The sequence below is a fragment of the Algibacter mikhailovii genome (assembly GCF_014651495.1).
Taxonomy (GTDB): domain Bacteria; phylum Bacteroidota; class Bacteroidia; order Flavobacteriales; family Flavobacteriaceae; genus Algibacter_E; species Algibacter_E mikhailovii.
This window is the reverse complement of the sequence record NZ_BMWZ01000003.1, coordinates 217,039-235,222: the sequence shown is the minus strand read 5'-3', so window position 1 is coordinate 235,222 and position 18,184 is coordinate 217,039. Positions and strand designations below refer to the sequence as shown.

Below are 18,184 nucleotides of genomic sequence, written 5' to 3'. Positions count from 1 at the left end.
TTTCTAAAATTTACACTATGAATCATTCAAATGTAACACCGTTTAGGTTGTTATTATTAGTATTTATCTCTTTTGCCATGCACGTTACAGCTCAAGTAGCGGTAGGCAGTGGTAGCTATACAACCAATTTCCCAGGAACTGATGAAGCAGGGCGAAACGGTTTCCCGTCGGGCTCACCTCAATTATCGGGTGCTACTGCAGGAAAACCAGTGCCCACTAATGATTGGTGGTCCAAATTGATAAAAGAAGATCATGCGGATAATTTATTTAATTATCCCATGACCATGAAAACCACCAATACAGGATTAATTGTAACCTATATTCCATTTGGCGTTATAGGTGATTCTGCACCTATTGAAATAGGGTTGTCCGGACTGAATACAAACAGAGCTACAGTTTCTGATTATTCCGATTGGACGGTCACTATGAATTGGAATGATGGCAGTCACGAGCTTAAAGCTACGTCAGGTATTGGGATGCCCTTTCTTTATTTTGAAAAGGAAGCTGATGACATTTTAGAGATTAAAGTCAATGGAGGAACAGCAACTGTTATTGGTGAATTATTAATCATAGAAAATGCTAGTGGCGATGCAGATTTTGTGTTTTACGCACCTTCAGGTGGTACGTGGACTAATAATGGGAGCACATATACATCAACTTTAAATGGTAAAAATTATTGGTCTATGGCCATGTTACCCCAAAGTATATCCAATGTAAACACGGTTGCGAATGAATACAAAAAATATGCCTACGTGTTTCCAACTAATACAACAACAGAATGGTCTTATAATGCAAATACAGGTCTCGTTCAAACAAATTTTTTGGTAACTACCGTTGCTATGGAAGGTAGCGAAACTAATATTTTACAAGGCTTGTTACCCCACCAGTGGGATAATTTGTCTTCTATGTCGGCAACACCCAATGGATACAGCTATGAAGGGGTAAGAGGTGAAATAAAAACTCTCGACGGAAATGGATTTATAGTTGAAAACACATTTCGTGGTATTTTGCCAACTATGCCTTATATGGCAAATTATAGTGAAGGTTTTGACCCCTCTGAATTAGAGGCTAAAATTGCTCAGATTGAGAATGATCAATTAGCTACATGGACTGATTCTTACAATGAAGGTCAGGTAATGAACCGTCTAATTCAATCTGCCAGAGTGGCCGATCAAACTGGAAATAAGGAGGCAAGGGATAAAATGATGGCGACTATTAAAGAAAGGCTGGAAGACTGGTTAACATATCAATCTGGAGAGAAGGCATTCCTTTTTTATTATAATAATACCTGGTCTGCTATGTTGGGCTATCCGGCGGGTCATGGACAAGACACCAATATTAATGACCATCATTTTCATTGGGGATATTTCATACATGCTGCTGCCTTTATGGAACAATTTGAGCCAGGATGGGCTGATGATTGGGGTGGTATGATTAACCTATTAATTAGAGATGCTGCTTCAGTAGATAGAAATGATTCTCAATTTCCTTTTCTAAGAAACTTTAGTCCGTATGGAGGACATTGTTGGGCAAATGGAATGGCTTCTTTTCCTCAAGGAAATGATCAAGAGTCGACCTCAGAAAGTATGCAATTTAATTCATCATTGATTCATTGGGGAACCATTACAGGAAACGACGCCATTAGAGATTTAGGAATATATCTTTATACGACAGAACAAACGGCTATAGAAGAATACTGGTTTGATATGAGTGAACGTAATTTTGGGCCGTCACAGCAATACAGTTTGGTGTCTAGAGTTTGGGGTAATTCTTATGATAACGGCACCTTCTGGACATCAGATATCACGGCATCTTATGGCATAGAATTATATCCTATGCATGGCGGTTCGCTTTATTTAGGACAAAACAAAGCTTATGTTTCAAAAATTTGGGAAGAACTAAAAACATATACAGAAATATTAAGTACAACAAGCACTAATCCAAATTTATGGCATGATACCATTTGGAAATATCTTTGTTTTATTGATCCTCAACAGGCAATTGATTTATATAATTCTTACCCAACAAGAATAATGAAGTTTGGAGTTTCAGATGTGCAAACGTACCACTGGCTGCATGCTATGAATGCCATGGGCACTCTTGAAGCTTCTTTAACAGCCGATTATCCTATTGCGGCCGCATTTAATAAAAATGGAGATATTACCTATGTAGCGCATAACTATTCAGACGCTCCAATTACCGTAACGTTTTCTAATGGGTTTACATTAGATGTTCCAGCCAATCAAATAGCCACGAATAAAGATGTTAGGGTATCTGGAGTCCTGTCAAGTGATTTTAATCAAGCATACCCCAATGGGAGCGTAAACTTATCTGTTCAAACTAACGGACCCGTATCTAAAGTGGAATTTTTTGACGGTACAATACTTTTGGGGGAGATAACGACGGCGCCTTATCAAATAAAGGCAAGTAACCTTGTTTTAGGAACGCACGGTATGTATGCCAAAGTTTATGAAGGCGCGCAATTTAACGTGACTAATATAGTAAACATTCAAGTTGGTGAACAAGTGCCTTACACAGGAACAGCCATTCAAATTCCTGGAACATTTGATGCAGCTCATTATGATGCCTATGAAGGAGGGAATAGTCAGGGTATAGCGTATGTTGATGTCTCTCAAAACAATCAAGGTGATTTCAGAAAGGAGGAATATGTTGATGCCGCCTCTAATGCATCCGAAGGAGCCATAATAGGATGGATTTCAGCTGGTGAGTGGGTTGAATATACTATTGATGTGCAAACAGCTGGCGTTTATGACCTGTCCTTTAGATATGCGTCTGGAAATCCCGCCGGCGGAGGTCCATTATATTTTGAGATAGAAGGAACTAAAATTAGTCCAGATATTTTGGTAACACCCACAAGCAGTTCGAATTGGACTACCTGGGCCAATAAGACTGTCAACAACATTGAATTAAATAAAGGAATCCATGTCTTGAAAATGGTTTTTGATAATGGTGAACTAAATATAGGGCGAATTACCTTTGCACGTACAGGAGATTTGTCCTATAACCCGCCAGTGTCGCATGCGGGAGATAATGTATCAGTTATATTACCCAATACAACAGCAACATTAGATGGCTCTCAAAGTACAGATGCCGATACACCGGTCTTAAACTATAATTGGGAACAGATTTATGGGCCATCAACAATAGCATTTTCTAGCACAACAGTGGCTTCTCCAAATGTATCTAGTTTAGAAGAAGGGATTTATAAAGTCAAGCTTACAGTTGATGATGGTTCCCATACATCCAATAGTACCTCGCTAATCATTGTTACTCAAACAGGTAATGTGATTCCAACAATATCCATTTCAAACCCGTCAGATAATTCAGTCTTTAAGGAAGGTGAAGACATAATGATTACGGCTTCGGCAACCGATTTGGATGGTACTGTTGCAAAAGTTGAGTTCTATGATGGTACTACAAAAATAGGAGAAGATGACTCTGAACCATATAGTTTTGAATGGAGTGGCGCAAGCATAGGTGCGCATCAAATTTCAGCAAAAGCTACGGACAATGCAGGTGGGGAAGGTACATCTCAGACTATAAATATTTCTGTAGATGAAGTTAAAATATGTGAAGAAACTGGTAATTCAGCATTGCAAGGGGCGTTCTCAATGGGCTATAAAAGTACTTTTGAAACTATAGGGTCTGATGTAATCATCACTTTTGAATTGCTTGATAATGATAAGTTTTCTGGGAACGCTTATTTGTGGCAGGAGACACCGTTTGTTGAATCACAAATGGATTTTGTTGAGACTAATAAATTCACAAAAATGATTAGCGGCGTAACTAATGGCGAAACACTTAGTTATGCATGTAAGTTCGAATTCTCAGGTGGACTTGCTGTTACTAGTTATGTTCAATATGTTGTAGGGACTGATTGTTCTGGTGGTAATGATACCGAAGCACCAACAAATTTCACGGCTGCAATAGGTGCAATTACGTCTACCTCAGTGGAGTTATTATTAAATGGTACGGATAACTCTGGTACGGTAGTGTATAATGTATCTTATAATTCCGGAACAAATGGAATATCTGGTGATTCAGGAGTTCAACAATCATTAGGAATTAATGCCTTACAAGCGGAAACCTTATACACATTTACAGTAACCGCGAGCGATTTAGCAGGAAATAATGCGTTGAACAATCCCATTGTAATTCAAGCAACCACTGCTGCTAGTGTAAATACCGCATGTTCAGGGATAAGTTCAGAAGCCCAACAGGGCGCGTTTGATATTGGTTATAATTATAATTTTGAAACATCTGGTACAGAGGTGATATTTACATTTGAATTACTGGATAATAAGGATGGCGTTATTGCTTATTTATGGCAACAAAGTCCGTTTAATGAAATTGCTATGACACCAGTATCTGGTAAACCCAAAGCCTTTAGTACTAGAATTACTGGCCAAACTTCAGGTACAACTATTAGGTATGCCTGTAAATTTGCTTTTGCTGGTGGGCTAGCCGTAACCAAGTATTTTGCTTATGAGGTTGGTGATCGTTGTGTTTTAGGTGTTAATGAACAAGAGTTCAATAGTTTTAGTGTTTACCCTAATCCTTCTCAGAATTCATGGTATTTGAAATCTTCTCAGGAACTGATAGAATCTATAGTGGTTTTTAATGTTCATGGAAAAAAAATAATGACTGTAAATCCTAAATCTAAACATGTAACTCTGGATGCTTATACTTTAGAATCTGGAATATATTTTGCTCGGGTAAAAACACTAACAGGTCTAAAAAGTATAAAATTGATAAAAAGATAGTTTAGCAATGGGTCTATAAGGTAATAGGATTAATAAAATTGCTCCTATGACTTGGTGTTGATTAATGTAAATATGACTTGTAGTATGTAGAAATTATCTCAAAATGATTAATTTGGTGGTACTGTCTATAAAATCATAAATTTTGAATCGAAAAGATCTAAGTAATATTCCACCAATAAATACAATATCTCATGAGTTTGGTGTTGAGGTTGGACAAGAGGATATTGATACCTTAAATCATGTGAATAATTTGGTTTATGTGAAATGGATTAATGATGCGTCTGAAAAACATTGGACCATACTGTCTAATGCCAAAATAAACGCAAAGTATTATTGGGTTTGCCTACGTCATGAAATTGATTATTTAGGAGAGGCATTTTTAGGTGATGAAATTACTGTGATAACTTGGGTAGGAGAATCTAAAGGAGTGAAATCAAAACGTCATGTCGCTATAGTGAAAGACCAAACTTTAATTGCAAAAGCAGAAACATTGTGGTGTTTAATAGATTCAAAAACTCAAAAACCAGCAAGAATTAATTCTGAAATATTAGATTTACTCTCTGCATAATAAAAGATGTGTGAAGTGAAATCTTGTGAAATTCAGAAGAGTAGTTGATGAAAATTGAATGATATTAAAAACTTTTAAATATGAAGCATGCATCTTATTTCCGTTTATTAAGTATCCTGTTCATCGGGATAATAATAGTATCCTGTAAAATGAACAATAAAGAAGAATCAAAGAAAAAGGAAGTGTCTAAAGTTTGGGATGTAGATTTTCTAGATGAGTTTCAAACATTCAATCCTGATAATTGGCAGGATCAACGTATATGGGTAAATAATGAAACACAGTGCTATGTCCCTGATGGCGCATTTGGAACTCGCGAGGTAAGTGATGGCACACTAAAACTGAAAGTTATTAAATTGGATGAAAGACAGAGTTGTGATAATTTGGATAAGCATGGAAAACAGCATCCAGATACTGAATATGTTGCAGGTAGAATTTGTTCAAAAAACAGGAAGGAGTTTGTGAAAGGGAAATGGACGGCCAAACTAAAAATGTCTAGTAATGGAGAGGCAAGCATGTTCCCTGCTTGGTGGTTGCTGGGCGCTCAAAACAATGAATCTCCTGTTGAGGAGGATAATGAGAATATATGTTGGCCTCTAACAGGATCTGGAGAGATTGATATTTTTGAACATCATGGAGATCATATGAAGGATGAATTTACCACCGGGGCAATAGTCAGTTTGGGGGAATGCGATAAAGGGGATTGGGAAAGTAAGCGAAGAAATTTTCCGGCGACATTAAATGAGTGGCATGAGTACAGTGTAGAATGGGAAGGGAGTGATCTTGTCTATAGACTTGATGGTAAGGAAATTTATCGTAATATTGGAGAAGGGGATAAATATCCGGAACCTATGTTCGCTATTTTGAACTTCGCCAAAATTACCGACTCACCTATGACAGGTAAATCCTGGATTATGGAAGTAGATTATGTAAAGCATGAGTATCGTAAATGATAATGGGGGCATAGTCTAAAAATAGTCCGGAAAAATGTTAGGTTGTTCTGATTTATTACGCACTAGTTGTCTTACTTTTACCTCATAACAACACAGTTTTCATCTTTTGATATGCCCTATTTTTTAGTTTTAAAGCAGTCTTCTATGGCTGGTCAAGCCATACTTATGGTTTTCTTTGTAATTATGATGATTATTATCTTACGGTATTTAAAGAAAATGCTGGAGACAGCATACGTCATGAAGTACATGAAGCCTTGGTATACGCACTTATATTTTAGATTAAGAACGCTTAGTGATTCTGAAAAATTAATCCTTAAAAAACATTTCAACTTTTACAATAAATTAGATCCTAAATACAAATTGTATTTCGAACACCGTGTTGCCTCTTTTATAAAGGATAAGGATTTTATTGGCAGAGACGGATGCCTTATTACAGATGAAGTTAAGGTGATGATATCTGCCACGGCTGTTATGCTAACCTTTGGTTTTAGAGATTATTATATTGGAATAATTTCTAAAATAGTAATATATCCCAAGGCCTTTTTCTCAAATACAAATCAGGCATTGCATAAGGGAGAATTTAACCCTAAATTAAAGACCCTTGTTCTAAGTTGGGAAGATTTTAAAATAGGCTTAGATATAGAAAATGACAACTTAAATCTAGGAATTCATGAGTTAACACATGCTATCCACATAAATAGTATGAAAGAACGCGATATTAGTTCTACAATTTTTAGTGATAGCTTTAAGGAATTAACACAGCTAATGGCTGAAAAACCTGAGTTGCGACAAAAATTGGTGACATCTAATTATTTCAGGAAATATGCGTTTACAAACCAGTTTGAATTTTTAGCTGTAATCATGGAGACATTTATAGAAACACCGAGGGAATTTCAGACGTATTTCCCCGAAGTTTATAGTAAAACAAAACAAATGCTGAATTTTAATTTTGCTGGTTATTAAGCTGTTGTATGATTTTTGTCATGAATTTTTAGAAATGATTTCAATAATTTTAGTGGTAACTAAATTTAAAACTGAAGATCATGATACGAAAAGCACCAATTTCCATGATAATGACCACGCCTGTCATTACATTAAAAAAGCACGATAGTTTAGAAACTGCTGAGCATTTATTTAAAGCCAACCATATAAGACATATCCCTGTTGTAGATGGCAATGCAATTATTGGAATGCTAAGTTATACTGATTTGCTAAGATTAAGTTTCGCAGATGTTGCATTAAATGATGATGATAATATGTCTGATGTTATGGTCTATAGTATGTTTAATATTGAACAGGTAATGAATAGGAATATTGTGTCCGTTTCATCGTCAAATTCAATAAAAGAGGTTGCTGAAATTTTAGCATCAAAGGAGTTTCATGCTTTGCCTGTAGTCGATAATAATGCCTTAACTGGAATTGTTACAACAACTGATCTTATTAAATATTTATTACTTCAATTTTAAAACTTAATAAAGAATTATTAAACGATTAAATACGTATCAATATGAGACAGCGCACGCCAGTATCTGAAATTATGACAAGAAATATTGTAGCGTTAACAAAATCAGATGATTTAGAAAAGGCTGAAACATTATTTAAAAGAAATAAAATTAGGCACATTCCTGTGGTTTCGAGAGATATGATTATAGGTATGTTAAGTTATACTGATTTAATGCGAATAAGTTATGCTGAAACGTCTTCAAAATTTGAAAACACAGTTGAATCTGTAGTTTATAACATGTTTACAATTGAGCAAGTTATGGTGAAGGATGTAGTAACAGTAACCAGTGATACTACAATTAAAGAGGTTACCAAAATATTAGCCACTCGAGAATTTCACGCCTTACCTGTGGTAGATAACGATACCTTAGTGGGTATTATTACAACAACTGATTTACTCAATTATTACCACCAACAATATTAAGAATTGGCAATAGCCTTTAGGTCTTTTATGGTTTCTTCCTGGGTTTTACTTTTAAAGACATAACTACCGGCAACCAGAACATCAGCTCCCGCATCTACTAATTGCTTTGCGTTTTTATTGGTAACACCACCATCAATCTCAATTTGTGTTGATGCCCCTTTACGCGTAATTAATTCTTTAAGTTGCTTGACTTTATTATAAGTGTTTTCAATGAAGCTTTGCCCTCCAAAACCAGGGTTAACACTCATGATACAAACTAAATCAATATCATTAATTGTGTCTTCCAAAAGGCTAACATTTGTGTGCGGATTAAGCGCAACGCCTGCTTTCATTCCTTCAGCTTTAATAGCCTGCAATGTTCTATGTAAATGCGTGCAAGCTTCGTAATGCACGGTTAAAATATCGCTACCTAATTCAGCAAACGTTTTAATATAACGATCAGGGTCAACAATCATTAAATGAACGTCAATTGTTTTTTTTGCATGCTTTGAAATGGCTTGTAATACCGGCATGCCGAATGAAATGTTTGGTACAAAAACACCATCCATAATATCAATATGAAACCAATCTGCATCACTTGCATTAACCATTTCAACATCACGTTGAAGGTTGGCAAAATCTGCTGCTAATACTGAAGGGGCAATTAGTTTTGATGACATATCATTTAAATTTTGGCAAAGATAGATAAAGTCTTTTTTAAAGGAAAATTAATTTGAATTAAGACCAAAAATAAACCCCCGGTAATCAGCCGGGGGTTCTTTCATCAATCAAAAAACGAACAGTTATGATGTAACTGTTTGTTACTGTAATTTAGTCGTAATTGTAATCAATTACTATCCTAAATATGTTTTTAATATTTTACTTCTAGATGTATGTTTTAATCTACGAATAGCTTTTTCTTTAATTTGTCTTACACGCTCGCGTGTTAAATCAAACGTTTCTCCAATTTCTTCAAGCGTCATTGGGTGTTGGTTGCCTAAACCAAAATATAAACGAATAACATCTGCTTCTCGAGGTGTTAATGTTTCTAGAGCACGTTCAATTTCAGTACGCAGAGATTCGTGTAATAATTCCTTGTCAGGGTTAGGTGATTCACCCGAGTTTAATACATCGTATAAGTTAGAATCTTCACCTTCTACTAAAGGAGCATCCATACTTACATGACGTCCAGAATTCTTCATGGATTCTTTAACGTCATTGATGGTCATATCCAATTCTTTTGCGATCTCTTCAGCTGAAGGAGGACGCTCATGACTTTGCTCTAAAAAGGCAAATGTTTTATTAATTTTATTAATCGATCCAATTTTGTTTAACGGCAAACGTACAATACGAGATTGTTCAGCCAAAGCTTGCAGAATCGATTGACGAATCCACCAAACGGCATAGGATATAAACTTAAAACCACGTGTTTCATCAAAACGTTGAGCCGCTTTTATAAGTCCTAAATTCCCTTCATTAATTAAATCTGGCAATGTAAGACCTTGGTTTTGATATTGTTTCGCAACTGAGACAACGAATCTTAAATTCGCTTTTGTCAGTTTTTCTAAAGCTATTTGATCTCCAGCTTTGATGCGTTGTGCTAATTCAACTTCTTCATCGGCTGTAATTAAATCAACCTTACCAATTTCCTGCAGATATTTATCTAACGAAGCGGTTTCTCTATTAGTTACCTGCTTCGTAATTTTAAGTTGTCTCATCTAATGTCTTCCTGAATTTAATGTGTGAATAAATAGGGCATTCAGTAGTTATACGTATGTTTGTTTCAGTTTGTTACAAAAAAGTAAAATATTTTTATAAAATCTTTGGTATTCTAAAATATTACAGTGAAAAAAATGAATTATCACAAACAAGATTTGTCTTTTTGTAAGCTTGAAAAGCTTACTGATTACTAGTGTTTTATCCATTGTTTTTCTGCTGAATTTCCATGGGTTTATGCTTGTTGTTTTAATAGATAATCTTTAATTTTGCATAAAAACTAAAGCTAATTATATGAGTGTAGATATCACTTTTAAGCAAAATTCTACAGATAATAAACACTACCGAATACTTAAAAAAAAGGTTGATGCTGTTGTCAAAGATTTACCAAAATCAAGGAATACGGCAAAAAAGGTAACTACGTTTTTTTGTATTTCACTTTATGTAATTGTTTACTTTTTAGCCTTATACAATATTGAACATACGGGGTTGTATTATATGCTTTATGCATGTTTAGGTTTAGTAATTGTATTTATTTTCCTTAATATCATTCATGATGCTGTTCATAATCATGTTTTTAAGAAAAATTGGTCAAATAATTTAGTATTAATCGTTTTTGACCTTTTAGGAGCAAATAGTTTTATCTGGAAGAACAGGCATATTAAAATGCATCATAATTATCAAAATATTATGGGCTGGGATTCTGATATTGAGCAAGCAGGACCCGTAAAAATATACCCTGCCAGTGAAACAAAGCCTATTCATAAGAAGCAGCATATACTCGTATTTTTTATGTATCCCTTGTATTTATTCAACTGGATTTTAATTAGAGATTTTAAAGACTTCTTTCAGAAAGACCGTTGCATTAAAAAGAAGCTTGATAAAATTCCTCCAATAGAATATGTGAAGCTGTTTTTCTTTAAAATATTCTTTATTTTTTACATGGTATTCATTCCTATTATGCTGGGTCAGAGTGTTGCTACGGCACTTGGTGCTTTATTACTTATGCTGGTTGTAGGAAGTTTAGTTGCCTTGACCATCTTGCTTACTGCACACCCTAATCTAACTAATGAATTTCCTGTTCCAGATGAAAATGGTAAAATGCCTAATAGTTGGCTAGAGCATCAGTTTATTACTACCAATGATGTTACTATGGATAGTTGGTTTAGCCGTAATTTAATGGGAAATTTCAATTATCATATCATTCACCATATATATCCCAATATTAGCCCTGTTTATTCTCCTGAGGCAACCCAAGTTATTAAGGAATATGCTGAAGAGAATGGTTTTCAATACAAATCTTGGACAATTTGGAAAGCTTTGTATCATCATTATAAGTTAATTAAATATAATGCTGATAATGCGGTTGCCGAATTTAATATTCTTGAAGAGGATATGTAAGTTGTTGGTTCTTGTCTTATTTTCAAATTAGAACTGGGAATTGGGGAAAATTAGTACTTGCTAAATATTAAGACAATTCCTTCTTTTGGTGTTTTACAAAACGCATTAACCTTAATTTAAGTCTTTATGGGTTGAAGTTTTTGCTTTTAACCTCTTTAAAGCGCTAATGGATGTCATTGTGAGCTTAACGGCTTGTTCTGCGGAGGATAGTAATAATGGTACTTTTAAACCTATTCATTTTGAAATAAGGTAAAATTTAGAATTAATGTATCATGAATTCATGTTATAAACTTCACTTATATCCTCATTTAAAATAATTCTAGGTAGCAATATTAAAAGTAATTTAGGAGTTGTAAATTTGAACCGAAGTAATTGTTTGTTTGGAGAAGGGGATTCAGAATAATCTAGGTTTTTGATTATCTCCCGTTGTGCAAAATAAAAAGTTTATCCTAAATGAAATTAGTATTATCACCAGCAAAATCGTTAGATTTTGAAAGTAAATTACCAACAACACAGTATACAGAGCCGTCTTTTTTAAAACAGCCTGAGCGTTTAAATAAATTGCTTAGAAAGAAATCGGCTAGAGCTTTATCTAAGCTTATGAGCATTTCAGATGCTTTAGGTCAGCTAAACTACGAACGTAATCAATCTTGGGAACTACCATTCACAAAAGATAATGCGAGGCCAGCCATTTATGCTTTTAATGGCGATGTTTATAGAGGTTTGGATGCTTATACGATTCCAGAGGATAAACAAGAGGTTATGCAAAATACAGTGCGTATTCTATCCGGATTATACGGTGTCCTAAAACCAACCGACCTCATTCAGCCCTACCGATTGGAAATGGGAACAAAACTACCTGTGGGCGTAAAGAAAAATCTTTATGAGTTTTGGAAAAAAGATATTACAAAATTTTTGAATGAAGAGTTAAAGGACGATGAAGTTTTTTTAAACTTAGCAAGCAATGAATATTTTAAAGCTATAAATAAAAAGATTCTTAAAGTTCCTGTTGTTACTGCCAATTTTAAAGATTTTAAAAATGGCGAATATAAGATGATTTCATTCTTTGCTAAAGAAGCGCGAGGGGCAATGGCTAGATATATTATAGATACCAATGCACAAACTATTGATGATATAAAAGGCTTTAATTATATGGGCTACGGCTTTAGTGAAGCGATGTCCAAGGAGAACGACCTTGTATTTATAAGGTAGACTTCATTTTACTTCCTCAAATTTTTAATCCGTTCTAAAAGCGTAGGATGTGAGTAATGCATAAATACGTACGCAGGATGTGGTGTTAAATTACTTAAACTATTTTTAGAAAGTTTTTTAAGGGAATTAATTAATGGTTCTGATTGGTACGTGTTTTTTGCAAAATCATCCGCCTGATATTCAAATTTTCTAGAAAATAAATTCATTACAAGTCCTGTGATTTCTGAGATTGGAGCATATAATATGCCAAAGGCAATAAGGCCTATATGGAAACTCGGGATATCAACACCAATAGCTTTAGATAAAATAGGGTTTGAAATGAATAAGGATAAAATATAAAGCGTAATGCCCGTTAGTAAAATAGAGGAAATAAGATTAAAAATAATATGTTTCTTTTTATAATGCCCTACCTCGTGTGCGAGGACTGCAACAATTTCTTCTTCTTCCAAATCGTTAATTAATGTGTCATAAAGCGTTACTCGTTTTTCACTCCCAAATCCTGAAAAATAGGCATTCGCTTTTGTACTGCGTTTAGAACCGTCAATTACAAATATTTTGTCCAATTTAAATCCAACAGTTCTCGCGTATGCTGCAATTTGATCTCTTAAATGGCCTTCTTCAAGCGATGTTTGCTTATTAAATAATGGTACAATAAGTTTGGAGTAAAACATATTCATAAACAATGTAAATATGGCTATTAATGCCCATGCATATAGCCAAAAGTTTTTTCCAGTAATTGTGTAAAACCAAATAATTAAAGCTAAAATACTGCCACCAAAAATGGCCATCATAAGCCATCCTTTTATCTTATCTATTACAAAAAGCTTTTTTGTTGTTTTATTAAAACCGAATTTTTCTTCAATTACAAAAGTGCTGTAGAATGAAAAAGGTGTAGTTAAAATATCACTACCTATCATAATTATTCCAAAGAAAATTAGGGCAAAGATTATTGGGTTTTCGCTCAAGGATCTAGCTATAGTGTCCACATACTCAAATCCATCTAACAATAAAAAACCTAAGGTTAGTATTACGGAGAATGTTGAGGTGATAATGCCAAATTTATATTTGGTTGCTTTATAATTTTGTGATTTTTTATATTCTACATCGTCATAAACATCTTTTAGGTCATCAGGAAGGGCATCATTAAAATGTTTTGCGTTTAGTGCATCAATAACTTTATCCTTTATAAAGTTGATTGTAATAATAGCTATTATGATGTAAAAAAGTGTGTTTGCAGTCATGTTTGTTGTTTAACGTCTTTGTAATGCGTCAATCGGTATATACGTAGTTTTGTTTGAGAAATTATGATGGTTTTACATCACAATTAAATTAATTTAATTTAATTAAAACCTCGCTGTCTTTTCGCTTCAAAAATAAGAATTCCCGCTGCAACAGAAACATTCATAGAATCTATTTCACCTTGCATGGGAATAATAATATTTTGAGTCGACTGATTTCGCCATTCTTCACTTAAGCCAGTGGCTTCTGTTCCAACAACAATAGCGCTAGGTTTGGTGAAATCTTGACTGTGATAAGGTACAGATTCTTGTAAAATAGCACAGTAGATATTTATGTTTTTTAATTTTAAAAAGTTAATTATTTCAGAGGTCGTTCCTGTACCAATTTGATTGGTGAAGACACAACCCACACTAGATCGAATAATATTGGGATTATATAAGTCTGTTTTTGGGTTGGCTATTATAACAGCATCTACATTTGCAGCATCGGCTGTTCTTAATAAAGCACCAATATTTCCTGGCTTTTCAGGAGCTTCAGCAATCAATACTAAGGGATTACTTGTAGTAAAATTTAAATTGGTCAATGCATGGTTTTTTACTTTTGCTATGGCTAAAACACCTTCGGTAGTTTCCCGATAGGCTAATTTTTGGTAAACCTCTTTTGATATTTCAATACAATTAGAGGTGTCATTTGTAAAATCCTTTAATTGATTATTAGAAAACAGTTCTGGGCAGAATAAAAGAGTTTCTAGGGTATAACCTCCTTTTAGAGCTAAATTGATTTCCCGTATACCTTCAATTAAAAACGTACCTGATTTTTTACGATCACGTGATTTATCCTTGAGTTGTACAAGTTGTCGAATAAAGGGATTTTGCGGACTGCTAATTAATTTCATAAGTATTAAACAAAAGTAATTGATTTTTGTGTAATTATTTGTTTCTAATTTCGTCAAACATGGAAACCTAAAACATATATAAATGAAGTCTATTCTTTTCGTATTTTCAGTATTCCTTTTTGTCGCATGTAAAGAACAAAAAGAAAAGGTTGTTATATCTTCCAAAGAAGACACATCCATTAGGGATAATAAATACCCAAAAAATTTACTGAATGTATTTGAGGCCCATGGCGGTTTGAAACATTGGAATACTTTCCAGACTTTGGAGTTTACTATGGAAAAGCCCAATGGCGCAGAGCGGACATTAACCGATTTAAAAAACAGAAAGTCGTTTATTTCAACCGATAAATTTCAAATAGGCTATAACGGACAAGATGTATGGATTAAACAAGATTCCATGCATTATAAAGGGAAGCCAAAATTTTACTATAATTTGATGCTCTACTTTTATGCTATGCCTTTTATTTTAGCTGATGATGGAATAGTTTATAGTGATGCGGACCCCTTAGTTTTTGAAGGACAGACTTTTCCAGGAATAAGGATAGGGTATAACTCAGGAGTAGGGGAGTCACCAGAAGATGAATACATCTTATATTTCGACGCGGAAACACATAAAATGACATGGTTGGGATATACCGTTACTTTTTTTACAAAAGAAAAAGGCAAGGAATTTCATTTTATAAAATATAGTGACTGGCAAGAAGTGAATGGTTTAATATTGCCAGAAACTTTGTCGTGGTATGCTTATGAAAATAATAAACCAACAGAGAAAAAGAGTGACTTAAAATTTATTAATATCAAGGTTTCTAAAGACAAGATTAATTCAGAAATATTTGAAGTTCCTGAGGGAGCCCAAATAGTAGAGTAAAAAGCACTTACAAGTTTTCTTTTTCAAAATAGTTAACCAATAAGGCTACAACATAACTGTAACTTTGCATGCCTTTACTTTGATTATTGGCCTTTAAAAAATTATCCATAAAAAGTTTAAAGAAGGGTTCTGCTGGGTTTTCAAAAGCTTCATAAAAGCGTCTTACTTCTTCTGAGTTTTTTAAAATGCCTTTATTCACAGATTCAAGCATCGTTTCATAAAGCGCTTCATCACGTCTATAAACTTCATTAAGACAATAACTTAAACCAAAGGTGTATCCGCTATAATTTATATAGGCATTATCGTTTTTAATACTCGCGAGAAAACCTATGAAGTTAGCCTCATTTTCTGCTGCGTACCCCAATTGATGGGCAATTTCATGAGCCGAGGTGGTTGGGAATCTATATATAGGCAGTAGTCCATTAACATGGGCTTCATTGGTTAAGGGGTTTAAATATCCACTGTAGCCCATATATGAAAGCGGATAGCTTATTAAAGACTTCTTTATAGATTTTGGATGGTATTCTAAATTAAAAAAAATGGCTTTTAAATGTTCATAACCATTTGATGTCATTTTAAAAATGTCATTTTTAGAATAAGGAAATGTAACAGGAAGACTGTCATTACTAGCCAGAGATGTGTGTAAGGTATTAGATTTTTTGATAAGTTTTTCGGTAAGCTCAATTAATTGATCAGTAGTATATTCATGATCTAATTTTAAACTTTTGTGTAGTGGTAGTCTGTAGTAATTCAAGCCCCAAAATAAATGAAAAGCAAAATAAAATAAGGCACTAGTAGATAAAACCTCTAAAAGCCAGTTTTTTGTATCATTTCTTAAGCGCCTTCTGTTTTTTACCATCCAGCGAATCAAGTAAACAATCATAAAAATATAAAGTACATCGCCAAAAGAGAAAGGAAGCCAGCCTAAAACAAATCGAAATACTTTTGAGAGCCATTCATAGAGTCCATTGCTGTAATAACGTTCTATAAATTCTGGATAATGGGATAATAAACGTACCATTAAAATCTGCGGAATTAGAGAAAGCGCAATAATGGTTTTTTTCTTTTTTAGCATAGATCAAAAATAGAAAAATGTTTACAAAAACATACTAGCTAAAATGTATCTTTGTGACTTTAGATATTAAAACTATGAGCACAGAAATAAGACAACTTGAACCAAAATCATTATGGAATAAATTTGCGGATTTAAATGCGGTTCCAAGACCTTCAAAAAAGGAAGAACGTGTTATTGCGTTTATGAAAAATTTTGGCGAAAATCTTGGTTTGAAAACTGTAGTAGATGAAGTTGGGAATGTTATTATAAAAAAGCCCGCCACTCAAGGTATGGAAGATAGGATTACAGTAGTTATGCAATCGCATTTAGATATGGTGCATCAAAAAAACAACGATACGGCGTTTGATTTTGACACCCAAGGTATAGATATGTTTATTGACGGTGATTGGGTTAAGGCAAGGGGGACAACCCTAGGTGCAGACAATGGTCTTGGTGTGGCAACAATTATGGCTATTTTAGAAAGTACAGATATTCCGCATCCCGCAATTGAAGCTTTATTCACAGTAGATGAAGAAACTGGAATGACAGGTGCCATGGGGTTAAAAGGCGGTTTGTTGAGCGGTGGTATTTTATTGAACCTAGATACGGAAGAAGACGATGAAATAGGTGTTGGTTGCGCAGGGGGTATTGATGTTACTGCGAAACGTAACTATGAAGAGGAAGAAACTCCTGAGTTCAAAGTGGGGTACGCCATTTCTGTTACAGGATTGCAAGGTGGTCATTCCGGTATGCAGATTCATGAAGGTTTAGGGAATGCAAATAAGATTATGAATCGTGTATTATTTGATGGCTTTGAAAATTTTGGACTACGTATTTCTAGTATCGATGGTGGAAGTTTGAGAAATGCTATTCCTCGAGAAAGTAATGCCATTATTGCTATTGATGCGGTGCATGAAGACGCTTTTCTTTTAGATATGGCTTTAGTTGTAAATACAATCCAAAGGGAGCTTAAAACTATGGAACCTGATTTGAAAATCAGTGTTTCAAAATGTGAAACTCCAAAATCAATAATGGATTTGGGTGTTCAAGAAGGTTTTACTCGTGCCATGTATGCTGCTATTAATGGAGTTTATAGAATGAGTGCTGATATTCCTGGATTGGTAGAGACTTCTAATAATATAGCGAGGGTCTTAGTTAAGGACGGTAGTATTCATGTTGGATGTTTAACACGATCTTCAGTAGAAAGTGCTAAAATTGATTTAATGAATACGCTCAGAGCAACCTTTGAATTAACAGGGTGTGAAGTTGAATGTTCTGGAGATTATCCAGGATGGACGCCTAATATGGATTCGGCAATATTAAAAGTAATGAAGCCATTATATAAGGAGTTAAATGGCGAAGATCCGCATGTGGCAGCCTGTCATGCCGGCTTAGAATGTGGTATTTTGGGGCAGAACTATCCAGAAATGGATATGATTAGTTTTGGACCTAACATTAAAGGAGCGCATTCACCAGATGAGCGCGCTCAAATTTCGTCGGTTCAAAAATATTGGAAGTTTGTATTAGCGATTCTAAAACAGATTCCTAAGGCTTAAGTTCATAGGGCAGAGTATTAACAGGTACCTGTTTT

Annotated in this window: 15 protein-coding genes; 10 read left to right on the top strand and 5 right to left on the bottom strand. The window is 34.4% G+C overall.

Annotated elements, in window-relative coordinates; translation table 11 throughout:
- Positions 1-17 precede the first annotated feature (17 nt).
- From IE051_RS07180 to IE051_RS07155, 6 genes are all read left to right on the top strand, one after another.
- Complete coding sequence (locus tag IE051_RS07180) at positions 18-4,784, top strand: glycosyl hydrolase (protein WP_189360109.1); 4,767 nt, start codon at positions 18-20, stop codon at positions 4,782-4,784.
- A 142-nt stretch (positions 4,785-4,926) separates the two neighbouring features.
- On the top strand, positions 4,927-5,352 hold the full coding sequence (locus tag IE051_RS07175; RefSeq protein ID WP_229796749.1) for an acyl-CoA thioesterase: 426 nt from the start codon (positions 4,927-4,929) through the stop codon (positions 5,350-5,352).
- Positions 5,353-5,432: 80 nt separating this feature from the next.
- Positions 5,433-6,302 (top strand): glycoside hydrolase family 16 protein, encoded by an 870-nt coding sequence (locus tag IE051_RS07170; protein WP_189360108.1) that lies wholly within the window; start codon positions 5,433-5,435, stop codon positions 6,300-6,302.
- A gap of 111 nt (positions 6,303-6,413) precedes the next feature.
- Positions 6,414-7,265 (top strand): zinc-dependent peptidase, encoded by an 852-nt coding sequence (locus tag IE051_RS07165; RefSeq protein WP_229796748.1) that lies wholly within the window; start codon positions 6,414-6,416, stop codon positions 7,263-7,265.
- Between the two features lie 80 nt (positions 7,266-7,345).
- Complete coding sequence (locus IE051_RS07160; RefSeq protein WP_189360107.1) at positions 7,346-7,768, top strand: CBS domain-containing protein; 423 nt, start codon at positions 7,346-7,348, stop codon at positions 7,766-7,768.
- Positions 7,769-7,809: 41 nt separating this feature from the next.
- Positions 7,810-8,229 carry a CBS domain-containing protein gene (locus IE051_RS07155; RefSeq protein ID WP_189360106.1) on the top strand — a complete coding sequence of 140 codons (420 nt, stop codon included), beginning with the start codon at positions 7,810-7,812 and terminating at the stop codon, positions 8,227-8,229.
- On the opposite strand, the gene rpe is transcribed toward IE051_RS07155, so the two are convergent.
- Positions 8,226-8,888 (bottom strand): ribulose-phosphate 3-epimerase, encoded by a 663-nt coding sequence (gene rpe, locus IE051_RS07150; RefSeq protein WP_189360105.1) that lies wholly within the window; start codon positions 8,886-8,888, stop codon positions 8,226-8,228. The two genes, IE051_RS07155 and rpe, sit on opposite strands and share 4 nt — an antisense overlap.
- Before the next feature lie 174 nt (positions 8,889-9,062).
- Complete coding sequence (locus IE051_RS07145) at positions 9,063-9,926, bottom strand: sigma-70 family RNA polymerase sigma factor (protein ID WP_019387909.1); 864 nt, start codon at positions 9,924-9,926, stop codon at positions 9,063-9,065.
- Positions 9,927-10,218: 292 nt separating this feature from the next.
- Between IE051_RS07145 and IE051_RS07140 the strand changes: the two genes are divergently transcribed.
- The gene (locus IE051_RS07140) at positions 10,219-11,325 is read left to right on the top strand and encodes a fatty acid desaturase family protein (RefSeq protein ID WP_189360104.1); all 1,107 of its coding nucleotides are present in this window, start codon (positions 10,219-10,221) and stop codon (positions 11,323-11,325) included.
- A gap of 453 nt (positions 11,326-11,778) precedes the next feature.
- Positions 11,779-12,537: a peroxide stress protein YaaA gene (gene yaaA / locus IE051_RS07135; protein WP_189360103.1), complete on the top strand. Its 759-nt coding sequence runs from the start codon at positions 11,779-11,781 to the stop codon at positions 12,535-12,537.
- A gap of 8 nt (positions 12,538-12,545) precedes the next feature.
- On the opposite strand, the gene IE051_RS07130 is transcribed toward yaaA, so the two are convergent.
- Both IE051_RS07130 and IE051_RS07125 read right to left on the bottom strand, forming a co-directional pair.
- Positions 12,546-13,778, bottom strand: coding sequence for a M48 family metallopeptidase (locus IE051_RS07130; protein WP_189360102.1), 1,233 nt, complete (start codon positions 13,776-13,778; stop codon positions 12,546-12,548).
- A 98-nt stretch (positions 13,779-13,876) separates the two neighbouring features.
- On the bottom strand, positions 13,877-14,671 hold the full coding sequence (locus IE051_RS07125) for a TrmH family RNA methyltransferase (protein ID WP_189360101.1): 795 nt from the start codon (positions 14,669-14,671) through the stop codon (positions 13,877-13,879).
- 82 nt (positions 14,672-14,753) lie between these two features.
- Here IE051_RS07125 and IE051_RS07120 point away from each other — a divergent pair, with 82 nt between their 5' ends.
- Positions 14,754-15,539: a DUF6503 family protein gene (locus tag IE051_RS07120; protein ID WP_189360100.1), complete on the top strand. Its 786-nt coding sequence runs from the start codon at positions 14,754-14,756 to the stop codon at positions 15,537-15,539.
- A 7-nt stretch (positions 15,540-15,546) separates the two neighbouring features.
- Here the strand turns inward: IE051_RS07120 and IE051_RS07115 are convergent, their stop codons facing one another.
- Complete coding sequence (locus IE051_RS07115) at positions 15,547-16,614, bottom strand: DUF3810 domain-containing protein (protein WP_189360099.1); 1,068 nt, start codon at positions 16,612-16,614, stop codon at positions 15,547-15,549.
- A gap of 74 nt (positions 16,615-16,688) precedes the next feature.
- Between IE051_RS07115 and IE051_RS07110 the strand changes: the two genes are divergently transcribed.
- The gene (locus IE051_RS07110; protein WP_189360098.1) at positions 16,689-18,149 is read left to right on the top strand and encodes an aminoacyl-histidine dipeptidase; all 1,461 of its coding nucleotides are present in this window, start codon (positions 16,689-16,691) and stop codon (positions 18,147-18,149) included.
- Positions 18,150-18,184: the final 35 nt, after the last annotated feature.